Source organism: Pantoea sp. CFCC18177 (genome assembly GCF_059412425.1).
The window spans coordinates 398,818-418,137 of sequence record NZ_JBNBPL010000001.1; the positions used below are offsets into that span (position 1 = coordinate 398,818).

Here is a 19,320-nt window from a genome sequence, read left to right on the forward strand (position 1 = left end):
GTTTTTTAATCAGGCGACATGAACAGCGGTCATTTCCATCATGCTTTTCATCGCTTCAACCACATCGCCATCGACACACGTTCGACTAAATTCATCAGTTTCCGCTTCGGAGCACATTGAGACACCGGCTTTACGGTAGCGCATCGGTGAAGCGACTAAACGGCTGGCGGAGCTGTGGACTTCCTGCAGACCACTATCGATAAACTTCTGCAAATTGCTTAAACGGACGCCCGCACCGGCCATAATAATTGGACCCGTACTCAGTTCATTTAGTTCCCGCAATAATGCAATTCCTGTCTCGGCGCTTTGCTGCTGACCGGAGGTCAAGATCCGGGCAATGCCTAAATCAGCCAGCACTTCTAACGATTTTTTTGGGCTGTGGCACAAATCAAAAGCACGGTGGAACGTCACCGCCATACCGTCACACAGCGCCATAATTTGTCGCATACGCGCGATATCAACATGCGCATCTTCATCCAGCATGCCAATCACCACACCGGGAAATCCGAGTTCACGCATCAGCGCAACATCGGATTTCATCACCTCAAACTCCTGCGTGGTGTAACAAAAATCGCCGCCACGTGGGCGAACAATCGGGTGAACCGGTATCGTCAGTTCACGTTGTGCGGCTTCCAGCACGCCAGCCGACGGCGTCAACCCGCCTTCACGTGGTGCGCTACACAGCTCCACGCGATCGGCACCGGACTGCTGTGCAGTCATTGCACAGTCGATGCCGTAGCAACAAATTTCCAGTTTCGTCATACCTTGCTCCTTTTCATGACTTCTGGCTCGGGAGGATGGCTTCAGTTAGTCTGCTTAGTGGGATAGTTTACGTGGAAACCTCACTATGGCATTCGATTTTGATCAATGGATAGACCGTCGTCACAGCGATAGTTTGAAATGGCACAAATATGGCGATCGCGATGTACTGCCTTTATGGGTTGCCGATACCGATTTTCGCTCACCGCCGTGCATTATTGAGGCCATTAAAAAGCGCGCCGATCATGGTGTTTTCGGCTACGGTGCCACGCCAAGTGGTTTGATTGATATCACCGTTTCACGTTTAGCGCAGCGCTACAACTGGCATATTCAACCGGATTGGATTGTTATGCTACCCGGCGTGGTCAGCGGTCTTAACCTTTCGGTCCGCGCATTTACGGAAACTGGGCAGCGTACGGTGGCCCCCACGCCCATCTACCCCCCGTTTCGCGCGGCATCAAAGCTGGCCAACCGCGAGCAAATTAATTTGCCGATGCGGTTATTGAGTGGGCGCTGGGTCATGGACCTCGATGCTGCCGCTTTGCAAGGCGATGAACGACTGCTGATGCTGTGTAATCCGCAAAATCCTGGCGGCACCGTATATCGCCGGGATGAACTGGAGGCACAGCTAGTGTTTGCCCAACAACATGACCTCATCGTCTGCTCTGACGAAATCCACTGCGATTTGATCCTCTCGCCCGACGCACAGCACATTCCGTTCGCCGCCTTAAGTGAGGATGCGGCTCAGCGCAGCATCACGCTAATCTCACCGTCAAAAACCTTCAATATCGCCGGACTGGGTGCCTCAATGGCGATAATCCCTAACCCGGAGTTGCGTAAGCGCTTCAAACAGGTGCGTGAGGGCATTGTGCCAGGGGTGGATATTCTTGCCCTGGTGGCCGCTGAGGCGGCATGGCGTGAGGGCGATGAGTGGCTTAATGCACAAATCCACTATCTGCGCGCCAACCGCGACTGGCTGGTGAGCGAAATCAATGCCACGCCCGAGCTCACCATGAGCACACCCGAAGCAACCTATCTTGGCTGGATTGATGCCAGCCAGTTAAATGTTGCCAGCCCTGCGCTCTACTTCGAAAAACACGGTCTGGGCTTTTCACCCGGTCGCGATTTTGGCGATGACCACTTCGTACGCTTCAACTTTGGCTGCACGCGTGCGCTGCTGGAACAAGCGGTCGCGCGTTTACAGCAGGCGCTGAACGCACGTCGTTAATTTTGCTCACTGGCGACGATCTCTTCCAGTCGCCACGGGTGAAATTTAATCGTGGTTTGCCCATCCGTCACTGCCAGTGTCGGATTGGGTAAACGTTCATTGTCACCTTTCGGCGCGCTGGTTTTGAACGAAATGCCGGGTTGCGTCAGCGCATCATCGGACAGCAACGCCATCGCGCGCATACCCAAGGTTTCGGGTTCTCCGCGCAAGACGATCTCCACATGCTCCCAACCTTCGTGGCGATAAAGTTTCTCACCCGGCCAGGGTAATTCAATGACATCGATTTGCCATCCCGCCAGCGTCAAAGGTTGATGTAATTTGAATAAACAGATCGGGCGACCATTGATCATCGCCTCTGAAAACTGGCTACCGATTTGCAGTAATCCCGCCTTCCAGCGCTCGGCTGTCGCAAACTGGTGACAACGCACCGCAAGGTGATCGGCTTCGTGTTGCGTGAGTTCGAGCCCTAATCGCGCTGAAAATTGCTGTAACGCCTGTTCAAAACGCATTAAGTCTTGTTCTAAATCACTCAGTTCCGAAGGGAAAATCATCTTAATACTCCTAAAACGCCGATATTAGTTCAGTTATTTTAATCAATTATAAAATGGGGCCGCCAAAGATTACGCTTGACAAAATCGTCGGATTCCTCCGATTTCACTACGTAAATGGCCTAAAACCGCATAAATAGCCCACTCGATTAGGATTAATCGCCCAAACAGGTCCAGAAGTTACTTTATGAAAGTGGCTTAACCTCCTGTTAATATTAACGATAATTAATACAATGAGATAACTCTTATTTCAGTTGCAAACAATTGCAGCTTGATACCCTTTCTTATAAATTTGTGTTTCACAACTTCAAGGAATGGCTCTATGTCTATGCTCATTGTTGTCGCGGTCCTGATTGCATTGATGGGATTTGCAATTTCCCGCCACTGGAAGGTGCGTGAAGACAAAAGCGTTAAAAATCCTCGTCGTCACCCGCGCCGCCGTTAATCGGCGCGCGGGCTGATGTTGCCCGCCCTTGTGCATGCGAAAAGCTGACGCACCTTAACATTTCACGTATACTTCCCCTCTTATTTTTCCGTCCCGCCGTGTCGTTGCGGGATGAAGGCATCGGCTCACCGCACGTGGTGGGCCTTTTCAGCATATGAAGGTAACGCGGTGAATATTCAGGCTCTTCTTTCCGATAAAGTCGGTCAGGCAATGGTAGCGGCGGGTGCACCTGCTGATTGCGAACCCCAGGTTCGTCAGTCCGCGAAAGTGCAGTTCGGCGATTATCAGGCGAACGGTATCATGGCTGTGGCGAAAAAGCTCGGTCAGGCACCGCGCCAGCTGGCTGAACAGGTGATTCAGCATCTGGATCTCGCCGGCATCGCCAGCAAAGTCGAAATCGCCGGCCCCGGCTTCATCAATATTTTCCTCGATCGCCAATGGCTGGCGGCGCAAGCCGCGCAGGCACTACAATTGCCGCGCCTGGGTTTGAGCAGTCTCGAACCGCAAACCATCGTGATTGACTACTCGGCACCTAACGTGGCGAAGCAAATGCACGTTGGCCATGTCCGCTCAACCATCATTGGTGACGCAGCGGTGCGTACGCTGGAGTTCCTGGGTCACAAGGTGATCCGCGCTAACCACGTCGGTGACTGGGGTACCCAGTTCGGTATGCTGATTGCGTATCTGGAAAAGCAGCAAAACGAACATCATGAAGATATCGCCCTGGCTGATCTCGAAGAATTTTACCGCGAAGCCAAAGTGACCTATGACGCCGATGAGGCCTTCGCCGAACGTGCACGTGGATACGTGGTGAAGCTGCAAGGCGGCGACGAGTACTGCCGCAGCATGTGGAAGAAGCTGGTCGATATCACCATGAGTCAGAATCAGGAAGTCTATGACCGCCTGAACGTGACGCTGACCCGCAAAGACGTGATGGGTGAAAGCCTTTACAACGACATGCTGCCGGGCATCGTCAGTGACCTGCGTGAAAAAGGTCTGGCGGTGACCAGCGAAGGCGCAACCGTGGTGTTCCTTGATGAGTTTAAAAACAAGGAAGGCGAACCGATGGGCGTGATCATTCAGAAAAAGGATGGCGGCTATCTCTACACTACCACAGACATTGCCTGCGCCAAGTATCGCTATGAATCCCTGCATGCTGACCGCGTGCTCTACTACATCGACTCACGCCAACATCAACACTTGCAACAGGCCTGGACCATCGTGCGTAAAGCCGGTTATGTGCCAGAGTCGGTGCCACTTGAGCACCACGCGTTTGGCATGATGCTAGGCAAAGATGGTCGTCCGTTTAAAACCCGCAGTGGCGGCACCATCAAGCTGGCCGACTTGCTGGATGAAGCGGTAGAGCGTGCGCACGCGTTAGTGAGTGAGAAGAACCCAGAGATGTCAGCGCAAGAGCTGAAAGATCTGGCGGAAGTGGTCGGTATTGGCGCAGTGAAATATGCCGATCTGTCAAAAAGCCGCACCACTGATTACATCTTCGACTGGGACAACATGCTGGCGTTTGAGGGCAACACCGCGCCTTACATGCAGTATGCCTACACCCGCGTGCTTTCCGTGTTCCGTAAAGCCGGTATCGACGCTGAGACACTGAGTGGCGACATCGTGTTAACCGAAGATCGTGAAGCGCAACTGGCTACCCGTCTGCTGCAGTTTGAAGAAGTGATTACTCAGGTCGCTCGCGATGGGACGCCGCACGTGATGTGTGCTTACCTGTACGATCTGGCTGGCCTGTTCTCCGGCTTCTACGAACACTGCCCGATTCTCTCTGCCGAGGATGAACAAGTGCGTAACAGCCGTCTGCAGCTGGCCGCGCTGACGGCTAAGACGCTGAAGCAAGGTCTGGATACGCTGGGGATTAAAACCGTCGAGCGTATGTAAGAACCACCCGCTATACGAATGGCGCAACGCTAACCTGTGATGCGCCATTCGGTCGCCATAAATGGCGCCCCTACAAGAACGGATACTTCTTTTCGTAGGGTGCGCATTTATGCGCACTAAACCTACCTGTAATTCACCGTCACTTCACTGCTGATTACCCGCAAGCCCGGGGGCAACGCGCCTTTCCCCTGAAAACCAAACGCCAAATGCAGGGTTTCCTCAGCTGAGATATTTGCCAGCCCACGCGTACTGCCGCTACCGCCCTCAAGCTCCACGCAACGTTGCGTGGTACACAACCGCACGATCATCCCGGAAGGCGCGGGACGGCTGAGCTGATAACGCCAGTTCACGACTGTAATAGTGCCCGGTGCAGCAGAGGGTGCCTTTAAAGCCGGCGTCATTAGCCAGTTACCGCGCACCCCGATACTCGGACCACTGGCGCTGTCGCTCCATGCACCCGTTGCGGCATCGGCATACAGTGGCAGCGCCACCATCGGTAACATCATTAATGTCCAACACCAGCGACGCATGGATTACTTACCTCCAATGGTGGCGGTCATACGGATTTGACGATTATCGGTCAGTTCCATATTCGACAGCACCACCAGTTGCGGCAGATTACGACGCAGGAAGCGCGCCAGCAGCGCACGCAGCGGATGGTTAACCAGCAGCACCGGCGGTGCACCAGTCATCTCCTGCTGCTGCAATGCACCCTGTGCTTGTACCAGCAAGCGGTCTGCCAGGCCCGGTTCCAGACCACCACCGCCCTGCAATGCTTGCAGGAGCAGACGTTCTAAAGTGGCGTCGAGACCAATCACCTGAACTTCGCCGTTGCCGGGGAACCATTGCTGAGTAATCGCGCGGCCCAGGGCGACACGTACCACACTGGTGAGCTCCTGCGGGTCGGTTTGCACCGGAGCATGCTCTGCCAGCGTTTCGATAATGGTACGCATATCGCGAATCGAAACGCGTTCGATCAACAGGTTCTGCAATACCTTGTGCAGCGTGGTCAGGGTAATCACGCCCGGCACCAGATCTTCTGTCAGCTTTGGCATCTCCTGCGTGACGCGATCCAACAGCTGTTGAGCTTCCTGACGACCAAACAACTCGCTGGCATACTGACCAATCAGGTGGTTCAGGTGAGTCGCCACCACGGTACTGGCCTCTACCACGGTAAAGCCCTGAATCTGTGCCTGCTCTTTCAGTGCGCTGTCGATCCAGATAGCCGCCAGGCCAAAGGCTGGATCGACGGTCGGTTCACCCGGCAACGAACCTGCTGCGGTGCCCGGGTTAATGGCCATCCAACGCCCCGGATAAGCATCACCACTGCCAATTTCCACCCCTTTCATCAGGATGCGATATCGCGCAGGGGGCAGCTCCATGTTGTCGCGGATATGCACCACCGGCGGCAGGAATCCCACCTCTTGCGCCACTTTTTTACGAATACTGCGGATTCGCCCCAGCAGTTCACCATTTTGCAGGTGATCGACCATCGGGATCAGGCGGTAACCCACTTCGAGACCCAATGAATCTTCCAACTGGACATCGGTCCATGACGCTTCCACTGTGGCTGGCGTCTCCTGGGTTTTCACCAGGCTTGAGGTTTCAGGCGCTTTCTTCGGCTTCATCTCACGTCCACGCAGCCACCAGGCAAGACCCAGCAGTGCCGCAGTAAACAGCAGGAAGACAAAGTTCGGCATTCCCGGTACCAGGCCGAGCAAACCGATAACCCCGCCACTCAGCATCAATACCCGAGGATTGTTGAACAACTGGGTAACCATCTGCTCGCCAACATCCTGATCGGTGCTGACGCGCGTCACAATGACACCCGCAGCGGTGGAGATCACCAGCGCCGGGATCTGTGCCACTAAGCCGTCACCGATGGTCAACAGGGTATAAGTTTCACCTGCGTGACCGAGGTCCATACCGTGTTGCACCACGCCCACCAACAGACCGCCGATGACGTTGATCACCATGATCAAAATTCCGGCGATGGCATCACCACGAACAAATTTACTCGCACCGTCCATCGAGCCGTAGAAGTCAGCTTCCTGCGTCACTTCCGAACGACGACGCTTAGCCTCTTCTTCACCGATCAAACCGGCGTTCAGGTCAGCATCGATCGCCATCTGCTTACCTGGCATCCCGTCGAGCACGAAACGGGCGCCTACTTCGGCGATACGTCCGGCACCCTTGGTGATAACCATAAAGTTGATGATAACGAGGATGATGAACACCACGATACCGATGGCAAAGTTACCGCCTACCAGGAAGTGACCAAAGGCCTCTACCACGCGGCCCGCTGCGTCAGCACCGGTGTGACCATCCAGCAGGATGATACGCGTTGACGCCACGTTCAGCGCCAGGCGCAGTAAGGTGGAGAACAGCAGAATGGTGGGAAACGCGGCGAAATCCAGCGTGCGCTGCGTAAACATCGCCACCAGCAGCACCATGATCGACAGGGCAATGTTAAAGGTGAACAACAGGTCGAGAATGAATGCCGGTAACGGCAGCACCATCATCGACAGGATCAGCATGATCAGCACCGGCCCTGCCAGCACCTGCCACTGCGTGTCTTTAAAATTGCCCGGTAAACGCAGCTTTTCGGCCAGATTAGCCATCGTTTCTGTTCTCTCCTGCAAAGTCCATGTCTGCCGGAACCGGCAGCTGTTTTGGTTTGGTTGGGATCAGGCCGCCTTCACGCTTCCAGCGCCGCAGTTGCCATACCCACGCCAGCACCTCCGCCACCGCAGCATAGAGCGCGCCGGGGATGAACTGACCAATCTCTGTGTGTCGATAGAGCGCACGTGCCAACGGCGGTGCTTCAAGGATCGGGACGCGGTGCTCTTTTGCCAGCTCACGTATTTTCAGGGCGATATCACCGGCCCCTTTGGCAATCACCTTGGGCGCGCTCATCTTGCCTTCCTGATACTGCAGCGCCACCGAGTAGTGCGTTGGGTTGGTAACAATCACATCCGCTTTCGGCACATCCGCCATCATGCGACGTCGCGCGGCTGCACGCATCGCCTGACGAATACGCCCTTTCACGTGCGGGTCACCTTCGTTCTGCTTATGTTCGTCTCGGATTTCCTGACGCGACATTTTCAACTTTTTGAAGTGGCTGTAGAGCTGCCAGAACACGTCGAAACCCACCATCGGAACCAGGCCCAGCATGATCAGCGCACAGCTGATGGCCATCATGCTTAAACCGTGGTGCAGCGCGTTGACCGGGGATTCACTGATCAAGCGCAGCATCTCTTGCCAGTGTGACCAGATGTACCAGCCTGCCACCAGCCCCACCAGTACTGCTTTCAAAATCGCCTTTAACAGCTCAGCCCAGGTTTGCGAGGAGACCATGCGTTTCAATCCGCTAAGAGGATTGAGCTTATTGAAATCCAGCTTGATAGATTTGCCACTGATGTTGATACCGCCGAGTAGCATCGGTGCTGCAATCGCGACAATCACCAAGCCCGCCATCAAAGGCAGCAAAGCCATCACTGCCTGACCAATCAGGTTGCTAATGTGTGCAATGATCATTTTGTCATCGGTGACCATGGCGTGATCAAAGCGAAACCCGGTGGCCAGCATACTGGCCAGCTGTTCCGCCATATGGGTGCCACCCAGCCACAGGATCAGCAAGCCCGCCAGCAACATCAACACCGATGTCAACTCGCGCGATCGCGGAATCTGCCCCTCTTCGCGCGCCTTTTCTAGTCGGTGCGCCGTGGGCGATTCTGTTTTGTCCTCGTCGCTCTCTTCAGCCACGACATACCTCAGCTGGCAGGAATTCTGAGCATAGGATGCCAAAACCCGCCGTGGCTAAAGCGTGGATTAAGGGGGAGAAATGCGAGTTTATTGGGCCATAAGTGAAATTGCGCTGCAGTGCTCGCGATAAAACCGCACCACCTCTCCCACCAACAGCAGTGCCGGAGATTGTGCCTGTTCGCGGACAATGGTTGCCGACAAGTCCGCCAGCGTTGTCACCATCACACGTTGATCGATGCGCGTGCCATTTTCGATGATTGCCACTGGCGTATCGGCAGCGCGGCCCTGTGCCAGCAGTTGTGCGCTGATGCTGGCGCTCCACTTCAGCCCCATGTAGAACACTAAGGTCTGATTGCTGGCGGCTAAACTGGCGTCTTCCAGTTGAGGTTCGCCGCTCCTGCCATGCCCGGTGATTAACCGCAGCGATTGCGCGCAGTCGCGATGGGTAAGTGGAATGCCGCTGGCCGCAGCACAGCCTGCTGCAGCGGTAATCCCTGGCACAACCTGACAGGTAATACCCGCTTGCTGGAGAAACAACATCTCTTCGCCACCGCGTCCGAAGATAAAGGGATCGCCTCCCTTCAGCCTCACCACCAAGCGACCACTCGCGGCTAAATCTGCCAGCAACTGATTGATCTGCGCCTGCTTCAGCCCATGGCTGCCCGGCTTTTTACCGACATCAATAGCCAGCGTACTGTGTGGGACTTCGGCCATAATCTCATCGCTGACCAGGCGGTCAAATACCACCACATCAGCAGATTTGATTAACCGTAGCGCTTTAAGCGTCAGCAACTCGACATCCCCCGGCCCGGCCCCCACCAACCAGACACAGCCCTGAACAGTTTCGCTTCCCTGCGGATTGAGCAACTTATCAAGAGAGCTTATCGCCTGAGTCATCACATGCCCCTTTACTGCGCGACGCGCAGGGTTGTCAGTAAATTTTTTAACTCTGGAATACAGGAGCCACAATTGGTGCCACATTTCAGCATTGCGCCAAGTGCGGCCGTGGAATCGCAGCCCTGCTCAATCGCCCGTCGAATCGCTACGTCGCCGACACCGAAGCAGCTGCAAATAGTCCGGCCTGGATTTTCACCTTGTGCTGGACGCCCGCCCAACAGGGTATGGCGCTGCTGAGGTGAATTCGGTGTGTGCGTAAAAGCGCGAGCAACAAATCCATGATCGATTTCCGGCAACCAAGGGGCCGCATAAAAGGCACATACCAGGTTGCCGTTACGCCAGCCCAGCATATGCCGCTGCTGACCCGACTGTGCTTGTTGCCACTGCACATCCCGCATGCCCGGTTGCTGCATCAGCCAATCCGATGCCTTACCGTTGCCTGCCACGACATAACGCTGTACCCCCTCTTGAGGCGCGCGAGACCAGTACAGCAGTTGTTGAGGTGCCATCACCGCTGGCATGAACAGCCACCCCTGCCATGCAGGACGCAACGGCTGCAGACGCACGGCGGTTTGTTTCAGAGCAGGTTGGCCAGAATCGGGACAGCAGTTGGCCGCCACTAAGCCATCTACGTTGGCCTGAGCGCTAAACTGGCGCGTCCAGTGCATAGGAATAAACAGCTGACCACGCGTTAATCCGCTGTCGATCACCACACGACCGCTCCACCAGCCCAGCGCAGACTGTACACGCGTCAGATCCCCCTGACTTAAGCCATGCGCTGCCGCGTCGTGCGGATGCAGTGACACAAAGGGCTCATCGTAATGCTGCATCAATCGCGGAACATTGCCGGTGCGGGTCATGGTGTGCCACTGGTCGCGAATACGACCAGTGTTCATTAACAAGGGGTAATCGTTACAGGTCTGGGTTTTGATGGGGATGGCGGGTGGCAGCAAGCGCGCTTTACCATCTCCATGGAAGAAGCGCCGATCGGCAAACATCCGCGCCGTGCCTTCAGGCCTTCGCGCATTGATTGGCCACTGCACCGGCGTCAGCTGGTCATATTGTTCCCGGGTGATAGTTGCCAGCGCGCTGATATCAAAAGCACGGCGACCACCATTCTCGAAGCCAGACAGCGCGGCATGCTCAGCAAAAATCTCGCAGGGGTGCTGCCAGGCAAAGGCCGCGCCGAATCCCAACCGCTGCGCCACCTGCGCCAGCAACCACCAGTCAGGTTTCGCTTCGCCTGCCGGTTCGATAAAACATCGCTGGCGTGAAATACGACGTTCGGAATTCGTTACCGTGCCATTCTTCTCGCCCCAGCCTTGCGCGGGGAGCAGCACATGCGCTAAATCCGCGGTATCGCTATGGGCGCTCACCTCCGACACCACCACCAGTTCGCATCGGGCTAACGCCTGAGCGATACGATTACCTTCTGGCATCGAGACCGCGGGATTGGTGCCCATGATCCACACCGCTTTCACTTCACCACGATCAATCGCCTTAAACAGATTGACCGCCGTTAACCCTGGCTGACGGGCCACGCGTGGGCTGTTCCAGAAGCGGCTGACCCGGTCCACCTCCTCCTCACTGAACCCCATGTGCGCCGCCAGTTGATTAGCCAGTCCACCCACTTCCCGGCCGCCCATGGCATTCGGCTGCCCGGTCAACGAAAACGGTCCTGCGCCGGCATAGCCAATTTTGCCGCTTAACAGATGCGCATTGATAATGGCGTTGTTGTTGTCACTGCCGGTTTGCGACTGATTAATGCCCATACACCACAGCGTCAATACGCGTGGTTGCGATGCAAATAGCTGCCAGAAGTTGGTGATTTCCTGTTCGCTAAGCTGGCAGGCTTCTGCCACCGTCGCCAGATCCCACACTTTGCAGGCTGCCAGCGTCGCTTCAACGTTCGCCAGATGCGGCAACATGGCGGCATCGACGGCATCATGGTCGCTCAGCCAGTTGAGCAGCCCGGCAAACAGCGCGCTGTCCGACCCTGGTTGCAAGGCGAGATGCAGGTCCGCGATATCACAACTGGCCGTGCGGCGGGGATCGATCACCACCAGTTTCATCTCGGGGCGATCGGTTTTCGCCTGCACCAGTCGCTGCCACGCTACCGGGTGCGCCCATGCCGCGTTCGAGCCGACCAGCACCACGACATCGGCCTGTTCGATATCTTCATAGCAGCATGGCACCGCATCCGCACCCAACGCGCGCTTGTAACCGACCACGGCGGACGCCATGCACAGCCGTGAATTGGTATCGATATTGGCCGCCCCAATAAAGCCTTTCATCAACTTGTTGGCGGTGTAGTAATCCTCGGTCAGCAACTGGCCCGAGCCATAAAATGCCACGGCCTGTGGGCCATGTTGATCGATGACCTGCTGCATTCTTGCCGCTACATGATCCAGTGCCACCGACATGCTGACACGCTCACCATTGATCTGTGGCCACAGCAGACGCCCTTCATGAGACAAGGTTTCGCCCAGCGCAGACCCTTTCACACACAGACGGCCAAAGTTGGCGGGATGCTGGCGATCGCCGCTGACAGGTTGATCCGGCGCGCTGACCTCGACACCACAACCCACGCCACAGTAAGGACAGGTGGTTTTCATGATGCCGCCGCGAGCGCCAGCATTGGCTGATGCCCTAGCCACACTTTGCCGCCATCAATCCGCACCGGCCAGCAGCGCAGTTGATGTTCAGCGTTATCGAGGCTTTGTCCATCCCGCAGACGAACACGCTGTTTGTAGAGGGGCGAGATCACCACCGGTTCACCCGCCACATCGCCAAGAATGCCGCGTGACAGCACGCTCGCCTGTGTGCCCGGTTCGATATCCTCCAGTGCGTAAATGGTTTCGCCCATGCGGAACAGTGCCACGCGCTGGCCACCCAGCCGAGCGCCGATACCCGCGGATGCCGGAATCGCTGTCACATCACAAATCGCGCTCCAGGGTTCGTCAGGCAATGTTGTCACTGGAATGATGTCCATTGATGCAGGCTGGCGCTGATCGCGCACCCGCACATAGTTCAGGGTTTCATCCGCTTCCTCGCTGTTGAGCGTGGGGGTAAACAATGCGCGGCGGGAAGGATCTTGCAGCGTGCTGAGCCATTCACACTGGTAGCGATCCACCACTAACTGCATCTCCTGCTCCAGCCTCTCGCCGATACCCAGCACATCCTCAATCACCACTCGACGCAGGTAGTCCAAACCGCCTTCCATGTTATCCATCCACACACTGGTGCGTTGCAGACGATCGGCCGTGCGCACGTAGAACATCAGGATACGATCGACGTAACGCAGCAAGGTTTCATCATCGAGATCGCTGGCAAACAGGTCTGCGTGGCGCGGTTTCATGCCGCCGTTGCCGCACACATACAGATTCCAGCCCTTATCGGTGGCAATCACGCCTATGTCTTTGCTCTGTGCTTCCGCGCACTCACGGGTGCATCCCGATACCGCCATTTTGATTTTGTGCGGCGCGCGCAGCCCTTTGTATCGATTCTCCAGCGCAATGGCGAAGGCGGTGGAGTCCTGAACACCATAGCGACACCAGGTCGAACCCACGCAAGACTTCACCGTACGCAACGATTTACCGTAAGCGTGACCGGTCTCGAAGCCTGCAGCAATCAGGGTTTCCCAGATATCCGGCAACTGTTCAAGGCGTGCGCCAAACAGATCGATGCGCTGGCCGCCGGTAATCTTGGTGTAGAGGTCGTAGCGTGCGGCCACCTCCCCGATGGCGATCAAACCTTGCGGAGTAATCTCACCGGCTGGCACACGCGGCACCACAGAATAGGTGCCATCCTTTTGGATATTGGCAAAGTAGCGGTCGTTGGTATCCTGCAACGGCAGGTGCTGCGGTTTAAGCAGGTATTCGTTCCAGCAGGATGCCAACAACGACCCGGCCAGGGGTTTGCATACTTCGCAGCCATGTCCACGGCCATGCTGCTGGATCAGTTGTTCAAAGGTGGTGATATGGTCGACGCGGATCAGGTGATACAGCTCCTGACGTGAATAGGCGAAGTGTTCGCAAATATCTTTCTTTACCTCCACGCCTTGGTTCGCCAACTCCAGTTCCATCACCTGCTTAACCAAAGCGCTACAGCCGCCGCAGCCGGTGGCCGCTTTGGTACAGCTTTTGATCGCTGCCATATCGCCACAGCCACTCTGCACCGCAACGCAGATATCCCCTTTGCTGACATTGTGGCAGGAGCAGATTTGCGCGCTTTCAGGTAATGCTGCCACGCCAAGGGCTTTGGAGGGTGAACCTGCCAGCTGTGGCAAAATCAGGCTTTCCGGTTCACTGGGCAACGGCATTTTATTCAACATCATCTGCAACAGGCTGCTGTAGTCGCCGCTATCGCCCACCAGCACACCGCCGAGCAAGGTTTTGCTCTCTTTGCACACCACCAGTTTTTTATAGATGCCTTTCGGGTTGTCTGTCCATTGGTAGCTTTGGCTGTCGGCCGTGCGACCGTGCGCATCCCCAAAAGAGGCGACTTCGACGCCGAGCAGCTTGAGTTTGGTGCTCATGTCCGCACCGCTGAACGCCAGTTCCTCCTGGGCCAACTGCGCGGCCAGTACACGCGCCATTTGATAGCCCGGTGCCACCAGACCGAAAATTTGCCCCTGCCAGAGCGCGCACTCGCCGATGGCATAAACTCCGGCTACGTTGGTTTCACAGCCATCGTTGATCGCAATGCCGCCGCGCTCGCCAAGTTGAATCCCCGCCGCGCTCGCCAGGGTATCACGAGGACGAATCCCCGCGGAGAACACAATCAAATCGGTCTGCAGCACACTGCCGTCGGCAAAACGCATCTGCACGCTGCCATCGGGCAGGCTTTCAATGGCTTCCGTCTGTTTGCTGGTGTGCACCTGCACGCCAAGTGCACTGATCTTGCCGCGCAACATCTGCGCGCCGCCATCATCGAGCTGCACCGCCATCAGGCGCGGGGCGAACTCCACGACATGCGTTTCTAACCCGAGCTGTTTCAGCGCGTTCGCGGCTTCCAGACCTAACAGCCCTCCGCCAATCACCACGCCGCGGGTGGCGTGTTCGGCACAGGCAGCAATTGCATCCAAATCCGCGAGTGTGCGATAGACAAAACAGCGCGAATGTTCACGTCCAGGCACCGGCGGCACAAAGGGTATCGATCCCGTCGCCAGTACCAGTTTGTCCCAGGCCAGTTCCGCACCGCTGGCATCGCGCAGGCTGCGCTTATCGGTATCTATCGCCAGCACTTCGCAGCCGCTGCGCAGCTCAATACCGTATTTCTCAAAGAAGTTGTCGCTCACCAGTGAGAGATCGTCAGCCGTTTTTCCGCCAAAATACTCGGTGAGATGAACGCGGTCATACGCCATTTGAGGCTCATCGCCATACACCACGATGTGGTAGTGCTGGTGCAACTCGCGGCTCACCAGCTGCTCCAGAAAATGGTGGCTGACCATACCGTGGCCCACCACGGCGAGAAGAGGTTTGCTCATCACATTGCTTCCTGCAGCACACGGCTGCGTTAAGGGGTTATCCAGTCCGAACAGTGCATTGATATCCACACGTTCACCCTGTTGAAGTGGGTTAAGCAGCGCGCCTGCACGTTGGGTATCGCCAAACAGCAATACGCCGCGCAACGCGCCGTTACGCAGAAACAGGCGCTGATAGTGATTGTCGATAGGATCAAAACTGCTGATGGATTCGCCTTCGCGAATATCGCCTGCACTGAACATCTCAATGCCGGTGACCTTTAGCCGCGTACCGCTCTCTTGATAGTGAAAGTCCGCCATCGGCTCACCGGCGAGTTGTGCCGTCAGCACATCGGCCTGCGCCAGACAGGGGGCGACCAGTCCAAAGGTTTCACCTTCGATTTCGCAACATTCACCCAGTGCATACACGTCATCGATGGCGGTTTGTAACTGACGATTGACCACAATGCCGCGCTGGCACGGCACACCGGCCTGCTGCGCCAGTGCCATTTCCGGCAGCACGCCAATCGCCATGATCACCTGCTGTGCAGGTAAACGTGTGCCATCGGTCAAGGTGACCGCATCGCTATGGATCGACTGTAGCGATACGCCAAGGTGGCAGTGAATACCTCGCTGGGTCAGATGCTGCGTCAACAACGTGCCGGCCTGCTGATCCAACTGACGGTCCAGCAGCCAAGGGCGATGGTGCAGCAACGTGACATCACGCCCACGCAGACGCAGTGCCGCCGCCGCTTCCACACCTATCAATCCCCCACCCAGCACCACCACCGGGCCTTGTTGCGCCAACATCGTCTCGACATCACGTAATGTGCGGAAACCCAGCACCTGAGGGCGTTCGACTCCCGGCAGATCGGGCATACGCGGTCGTGAACCACAGGCGAACACCAGTTTGTCCCAGTGCAGCGTGCGTTGATCGGTGAAGACCCTTTGTGCTTTGAGATCCACCTGCAGTGCTGTTTCACCCATCAACAATTGCACCTGATGGGTGATGTACCAATCCGGCGCGTGGATCAGCGTATCCAGAAAGGCTTTCTCGCCTGACAGCACAGGAGACAACATCACACGGTTGTAATTGCCCTGGGCTTCACGGCCAATGACCGTGATGGCATAACGGCCCGGTGCGCGCTGCAAAAGGGTTTCCACCATCCGCATCGCGGCCATCCCGTTACCAATCACCACCAGCTGCTGCACCATGACCTGTTCCTTAAGCGACCGCAGTCTGCTTTTCGTAGAGGAAGTGCAGAATCTGCTGACGCAACTGGTGATAGCGCGGCTCGTCAGCCAAGGCCACGCGAGAACGTGGACGCGGCAGATCGATGGTGAGAATCTCACCGACTTGTGCCGCAGGCCCGTTGGTCATCATCAACACGCGGTCTGACAGCAGCACGGCCTCATCCACATCGTGGGTGATCAGCACAATGGTGGTCTTCAGCTCCTGCTGAATGCGCATCACGCTGTCTTGCAAATGTGCTCGCGTCAGGGCATCCAGTGCGCCAAACGGCTCGTCCAGTAGTAGCACGCGCGGTTTCATCGCCAGCGCACGCGCAATGCCCACACGCTGTTTCATGCCGCCGGAGATTTCCGCTGGCCGCTTGTGCATGGCGTGGCTCATCTGCACGCGATTGAGGTTGTGTTCGATCCACTCACTCATTTCGCTTTTGTTCATCTGCCCCTTAAACACCTGCTGTACCGCCAGTTCGACATTTTGGTAAGCCGTGAGCCACGGCAGTAATGAATGGTTTTGGAACACCACGGCACGCTCTGGACCGGGGCCATTGATTTCGCGGTTTTCACACAGCAATACGCCGCTGCTGGGTTGGGTCAATCCGGCAATCAGGTTAAGCAAGGTGGATTTACCGCAGCCTGAGTGACCAATCAGGCTGAGAGTTTCACCCGGGTGAATATCAAAGCTAACGTTATCGAGTGCCAGGAATTCACCGCTGGCGGTGTTGAAACACTGGCTGACCTGCTGAACGCGAATAATGGGGTTCATGGTTGGCTCCTTATTTATCCCAGCTAAAACGACGTGCCAGCAGCATCAATGCCTGCTCCAGCAGCAACCCAATGACACCAATCACCACGATGGCAATCAGGATGTTTTCGACGTTGAGGTTGTTCCACTCGTTCCAGATCCAGAAACCGATGCCCAGCCCCCCCGTTAACATCTCCGCGGCAACAATCACCAGCCAGGCGATACCCATCGAGAGGCGCATACCGGTCAACACAGCGGGCAGAACCGCTGGGAACAGAATGCGGCGCATCACCGTCCATTCGTTAAGGCGCAAGACACGGGCCACATTGAGGTAATCCTGGGGGATACGCTGCACTCCTTCGGCGGTGTTAATCACCATCGGCCAGATTGAGCAGATGAAAATGGTCCAGCTGGAGGCAGGCTCCGCGCGTTGAAACAGCAGCAGACCAATCGGTAACCACGCTAAAGGGCTGACAGGACGCAGCAGTGCGATGATGGGATTGAACATGCGTGCCACAAAGGTGAAGCGCCCAATCAGGAAACCTGCGGGTATCCCCACCAGCGCTGCCAGACCAAATCCCACCGCCACACGTTGCAGCGATGCCACGACATTCCAGCCGATGCCCTGATCGTTGGGGCCGTTGTTGTAAAAGGGGTCGGCGAACAGCGTCACTGCCGCTTGCCAGGTCGCCAACGGCCCAGGAAAACCTTTGCTCGACATGGCGGCCAACTGCCAGACGAATAGCAGGACGATCAGTCCGCAACTCGCCGGGATCAGCCGCAGTAACAGCGGCCGCAGCCAGCGTTGCCGTGCTCGCGGTTGTTGTGCGACGTTCAGCGCAATCACCTGCGCCGGTTGAGCGACGGCGGGAGTCGCCACTTTCAGCGTACGGGCTTCAGATTTCATGCTGACCTCACTTAGCTACGTTTAATGGCGAAACTGTCGGCATAGGCGGCAGGATTGCTGCCATCCCACACTTTGCCGTCAATCAGCGTGCTGCTGCGCATCTCGGCAGACGGCACGGAGACGCCACCCACCGCGCTGGCGGCTTGTTTGTAAATGTCGATACGGTTGATTTTCCGTGCGATGGCGGCGTAATCGGGCACGGTTTTCACCATCCCCCAGCGCTTCATCTGCGTCAGGAACCACATGCCATCGGAGATCCATGGGAAGCTCACTTCGCCATCGCGGTAGAAGCGCATCGAGTGGCCGTCTTGCCAGCTCTGGCCCAGGCCATTCTCGTAATGGCCCAGCATGCGGCCTTCCAGCGTTTCAACTTTGGTGTTGATCCACGCTCGCCCGGCTAACACAGCGGCAGTCTCTTTGCGGTTTTCGTCAGAGGCATCGATCCAGCGGGCGGCTTCGAGGACCGCAGCCGTCATTGCACGCGCGGTGTTGGGGTTCTCTTGCACCCATTGCGCCCGTGTCGCGAGGATTTTTTCAGGATGGTCCGGCCAAATTTGCTGTGTGGTGGCGGCAGTGAATCCGATGTTGTCGCTGATGGCGCGCTGGTTCCAGGGTTCGCCAACGCAGAAACCACTCATGTTGCCCATTTTCATGTTCATCACCATTTGCGGTGGCGGTACCACCACGGTGCGCACATCTTCAAATGGGTCGATACCTGCATTCGCCAGCCAGTAATAGAGCCACATGGCGTGGGTACTGGTGGGAAAGGTGTGCGCGAAGGTGTAACTGCCTTTTGCCTGGCTCGCAATCAGCGTTTGCAGGCTGACTGCATCCGTGACCTTTTGCTCTTTCAGTTGGTTTGCGAGTGTGATGGCCTGACCGTTGTTATTCAGCGTCATCAGGTTGGCCATGTCGTGCTGTGGCCCTGCGACACCTAATTGCAGGCCATAGATCATGCCGTATAGCGCATGCGCGGCATCCAGTTCACCCGCCGTCAGTTTGTCGCGTACCGCCGCCCAACTGGCCTCTTTGCTTGGCTGCAGTGTGAGTCCATATTTTTTGTCGAAGCCTTTCACTGAGGCCATCACCACTGGCGCGCAGTCAGTGAGGGGAATAAAGCCAACGCGAACGCTGCTTTTTTCTGGCGCATCCGAGCCGGCAGCCCACACCGCATTGCGTAAGCCCGGCAGTAAATAGCTGCCACCTACCACCGCACTGCCCAGTAGAAACTGACGACGTGATACCGAAAACCGCGTTTTGCTCATCATGCGCATCCTGAAAAAAAGAAATAAAAAAAGGCGTCCTCCCGCATGCTGTAAAAACATGGGGCCGGACGCCTTTATCCAAAGCACTCGCTTCACCGCCGTTGGCGAAACAAATGCGCAATGTCAGTAAGGTATTGCAAAGCCTGTGCC

14 protein-coding genes are annotated in these 19,320 nt (G+C 56.4%); 3 read left to right on the top strand and 11 right to left on the bottom strand.

The features are described 5' to 3' along the window. Positions 1-9 precede the first annotated feature (9 nt). Positions 10-762: a copper homeostasis protein CutC gene (gene cutC / locus ACPUC8_RS01810; protein WP_494925490.1), complete on the bottom strand. Its 753-nt coding sequence runs from the start codon at positions 760-762 to the stop codon at positions 10-12. A gap of 85 nt (positions 763-847) precedes the next feature. On the opposite strand from cutC, the gene ACPUC8_RS01815 reads away from it, so the two are divergent. Continuing rightward, the gene (locus ACPUC8_RS01815; protein ID WP_494925491.1) at positions 848-1,987 is read left to right on the top strand and encodes a MalY/PatB family protein; all 1,140 of its coding nucleotides are present in this window, start codon (positions 848-850) and stop codon (positions 1,985-1,987) included. Here ACPUC8_RS01815 and ACPUC8_RS01820 read toward each other — a convergent pair. Continuing rightward, complete coding sequence (locus ACPUC8_RS01820; protein WP_102136008.1) at positions 1,984-2,544, bottom strand: VOC family protein; 561 nt, start codon at positions 2,542-2,544, stop codon at positions 1,984-1,986. The two genes, ACPUC8_RS01815 and ACPUC8_RS01820, sit on opposite strands and share 4 nt — an antisense overlap. Positions 2,545-2,857: 313 nt before the next feature. Here ACPUC8_RS01820 and ACPUC8_RS01825 point away from each other — a divergent pair, with 313 nt between their 5' ends. Together ACPUC8_RS01825 and argS are read left to right on the top strand one after the other, a co-directional pair. Beyond that, the gene (locus tag ACPUC8_RS01825; RefSeq protein WP_007889544.1) at positions 2,858-2,980 is read left to right on the top strand and encodes a hypothetical protein; all 123 of its coding nucleotides are present in this window, start codon (positions 2,858-2,860) and stop codon (positions 2,978-2,980) included. A 168-nt stretch (positions 2,981-3,148) separates the two neighbouring features. Continuing rightward, positions 3,149-4,879: an arginine--tRNA ligase gene (argS, locus tag ACPUC8_RS01830; RefSeq protein ID WP_494925492.1), complete on the top strand. Its 1,731-nt coding sequence runs from the start codon at positions 3,149-3,151 to the stop codon at positions 4,877-4,879. 122 nt (positions 4,880-5,001) lie between these two features. Here argS and flhE read toward each other — a convergent pair whose 3' ends face one another. The 9 genes from flhE to ACPUC8_RS01875 form a co-directional block, all read right to left on the bottom strand. After that, positions 5,002-5,409 carry a flagellar protein FlhE gene (gene flhE / locus ACPUC8_RS01835; protein ID WP_494925493.1) on the bottom strand — a complete coding sequence of 136 codons (408 nt, stop codon included), beginning with the start codon at positions 5,407-5,409 and terminating at the stop codon, positions 5,002-5,004. 3 nt (positions 5,410-5,412) lie between these two features. Then, entirely contained in the window at positions 5,413-7,500 is a 2,088-nt protein-coding gene (gene flhA / locus ACPUC8_RS01840; RefSeq protein WP_039335289.1) for a flagellar biosynthesis protein FlhA, read from the bottom strand. Beyond that, entirely contained in the window at positions 7,493-8,644 is a 1,152-nt protein-coding gene (flhB, locus tag ACPUC8_RS01845) for a flagellar biosynthesis protein FlhB (protein WP_039335288.1), read from the bottom strand. The genes flhA and flhB overlap by 8 nt, the downstream gene beginning before the upstream one ends. A gap of 87 nt (positions 8,645-8,731) precedes the next feature. Then, positions 8,732-9,541 (bottom strand): uroporphyrinogen-III C-methyltransferase, encoded by an 810-nt coding sequence (cobA, locus tag ACPUC8_RS01850; RefSeq protein ID WP_058972526.1) that lies wholly within the window; start codon positions 9,539-9,541, stop codon positions 8,732-8,734. 11 nt (positions 9,542-9,552) lie between these two features. Beyond that, complete coding sequence (locus ACPUC8_RS01855; RefSeq protein WP_058972527.1) at positions 9,553-12,156, bottom strand: nitrate reductase; 2,604 nt, start codon at positions 12,154-12,156, stop codon at positions 9,553-9,555. Next, on the bottom strand, positions 12,153-16,220 hold the full coding sequence (gene nirB / locus ACPUC8_RS01860; RefSeq protein WP_081998137.1) for a nitrite reductase large subunit NirB: 4,068 nt from the start codon (positions 16,218-16,220) through the stop codon (positions 12,153-12,155). Before nirB ends, ACPUC8_RS01855 begins: the two co-directional genes overlap by 4 nt. 10 nt (positions 16,221-16,230) lie before the next feature. Continuing rightward, positions 16,231-17,019 (bottom strand): ABC transporter ATP-binding protein, encoded by a 789-nt coding sequence (locus ACPUC8_RS01865; protein ID WP_039335220.1) that lies wholly within the window; start codon positions 17,017-17,019, stop codon positions 16,231-16,233. A 10-nt stretch (positions 17,020-17,029) separates the two neighbouring features. Next, on the bottom strand, positions 17,030-17,905 hold the full coding sequence (gene ntrB / locus ACPUC8_RS01870; protein WP_039335218.1) for a nitrate ABC transporter permease: 876 nt from the start codon (positions 17,903-17,905) through the stop codon (positions 17,030-17,032). An 11-nt stretch (positions 17,906-17,916) separates the two neighbouring features. Then, positions 17,917-19,170 carry a CmpA/NrtA family ABC transporter substrate-binding protein gene (locus tag ACPUC8_RS01875; protein ID WP_494925502.1) on the bottom strand — a complete coding sequence of 418 codons (1,254 nt, stop codon included), beginning with the start codon at positions 19,168-19,170 and terminating at the stop codon, positions 17,917-17,919. Between the last annotated feature and the right edge of the window lie 150 nt (positions 19,171-19,320).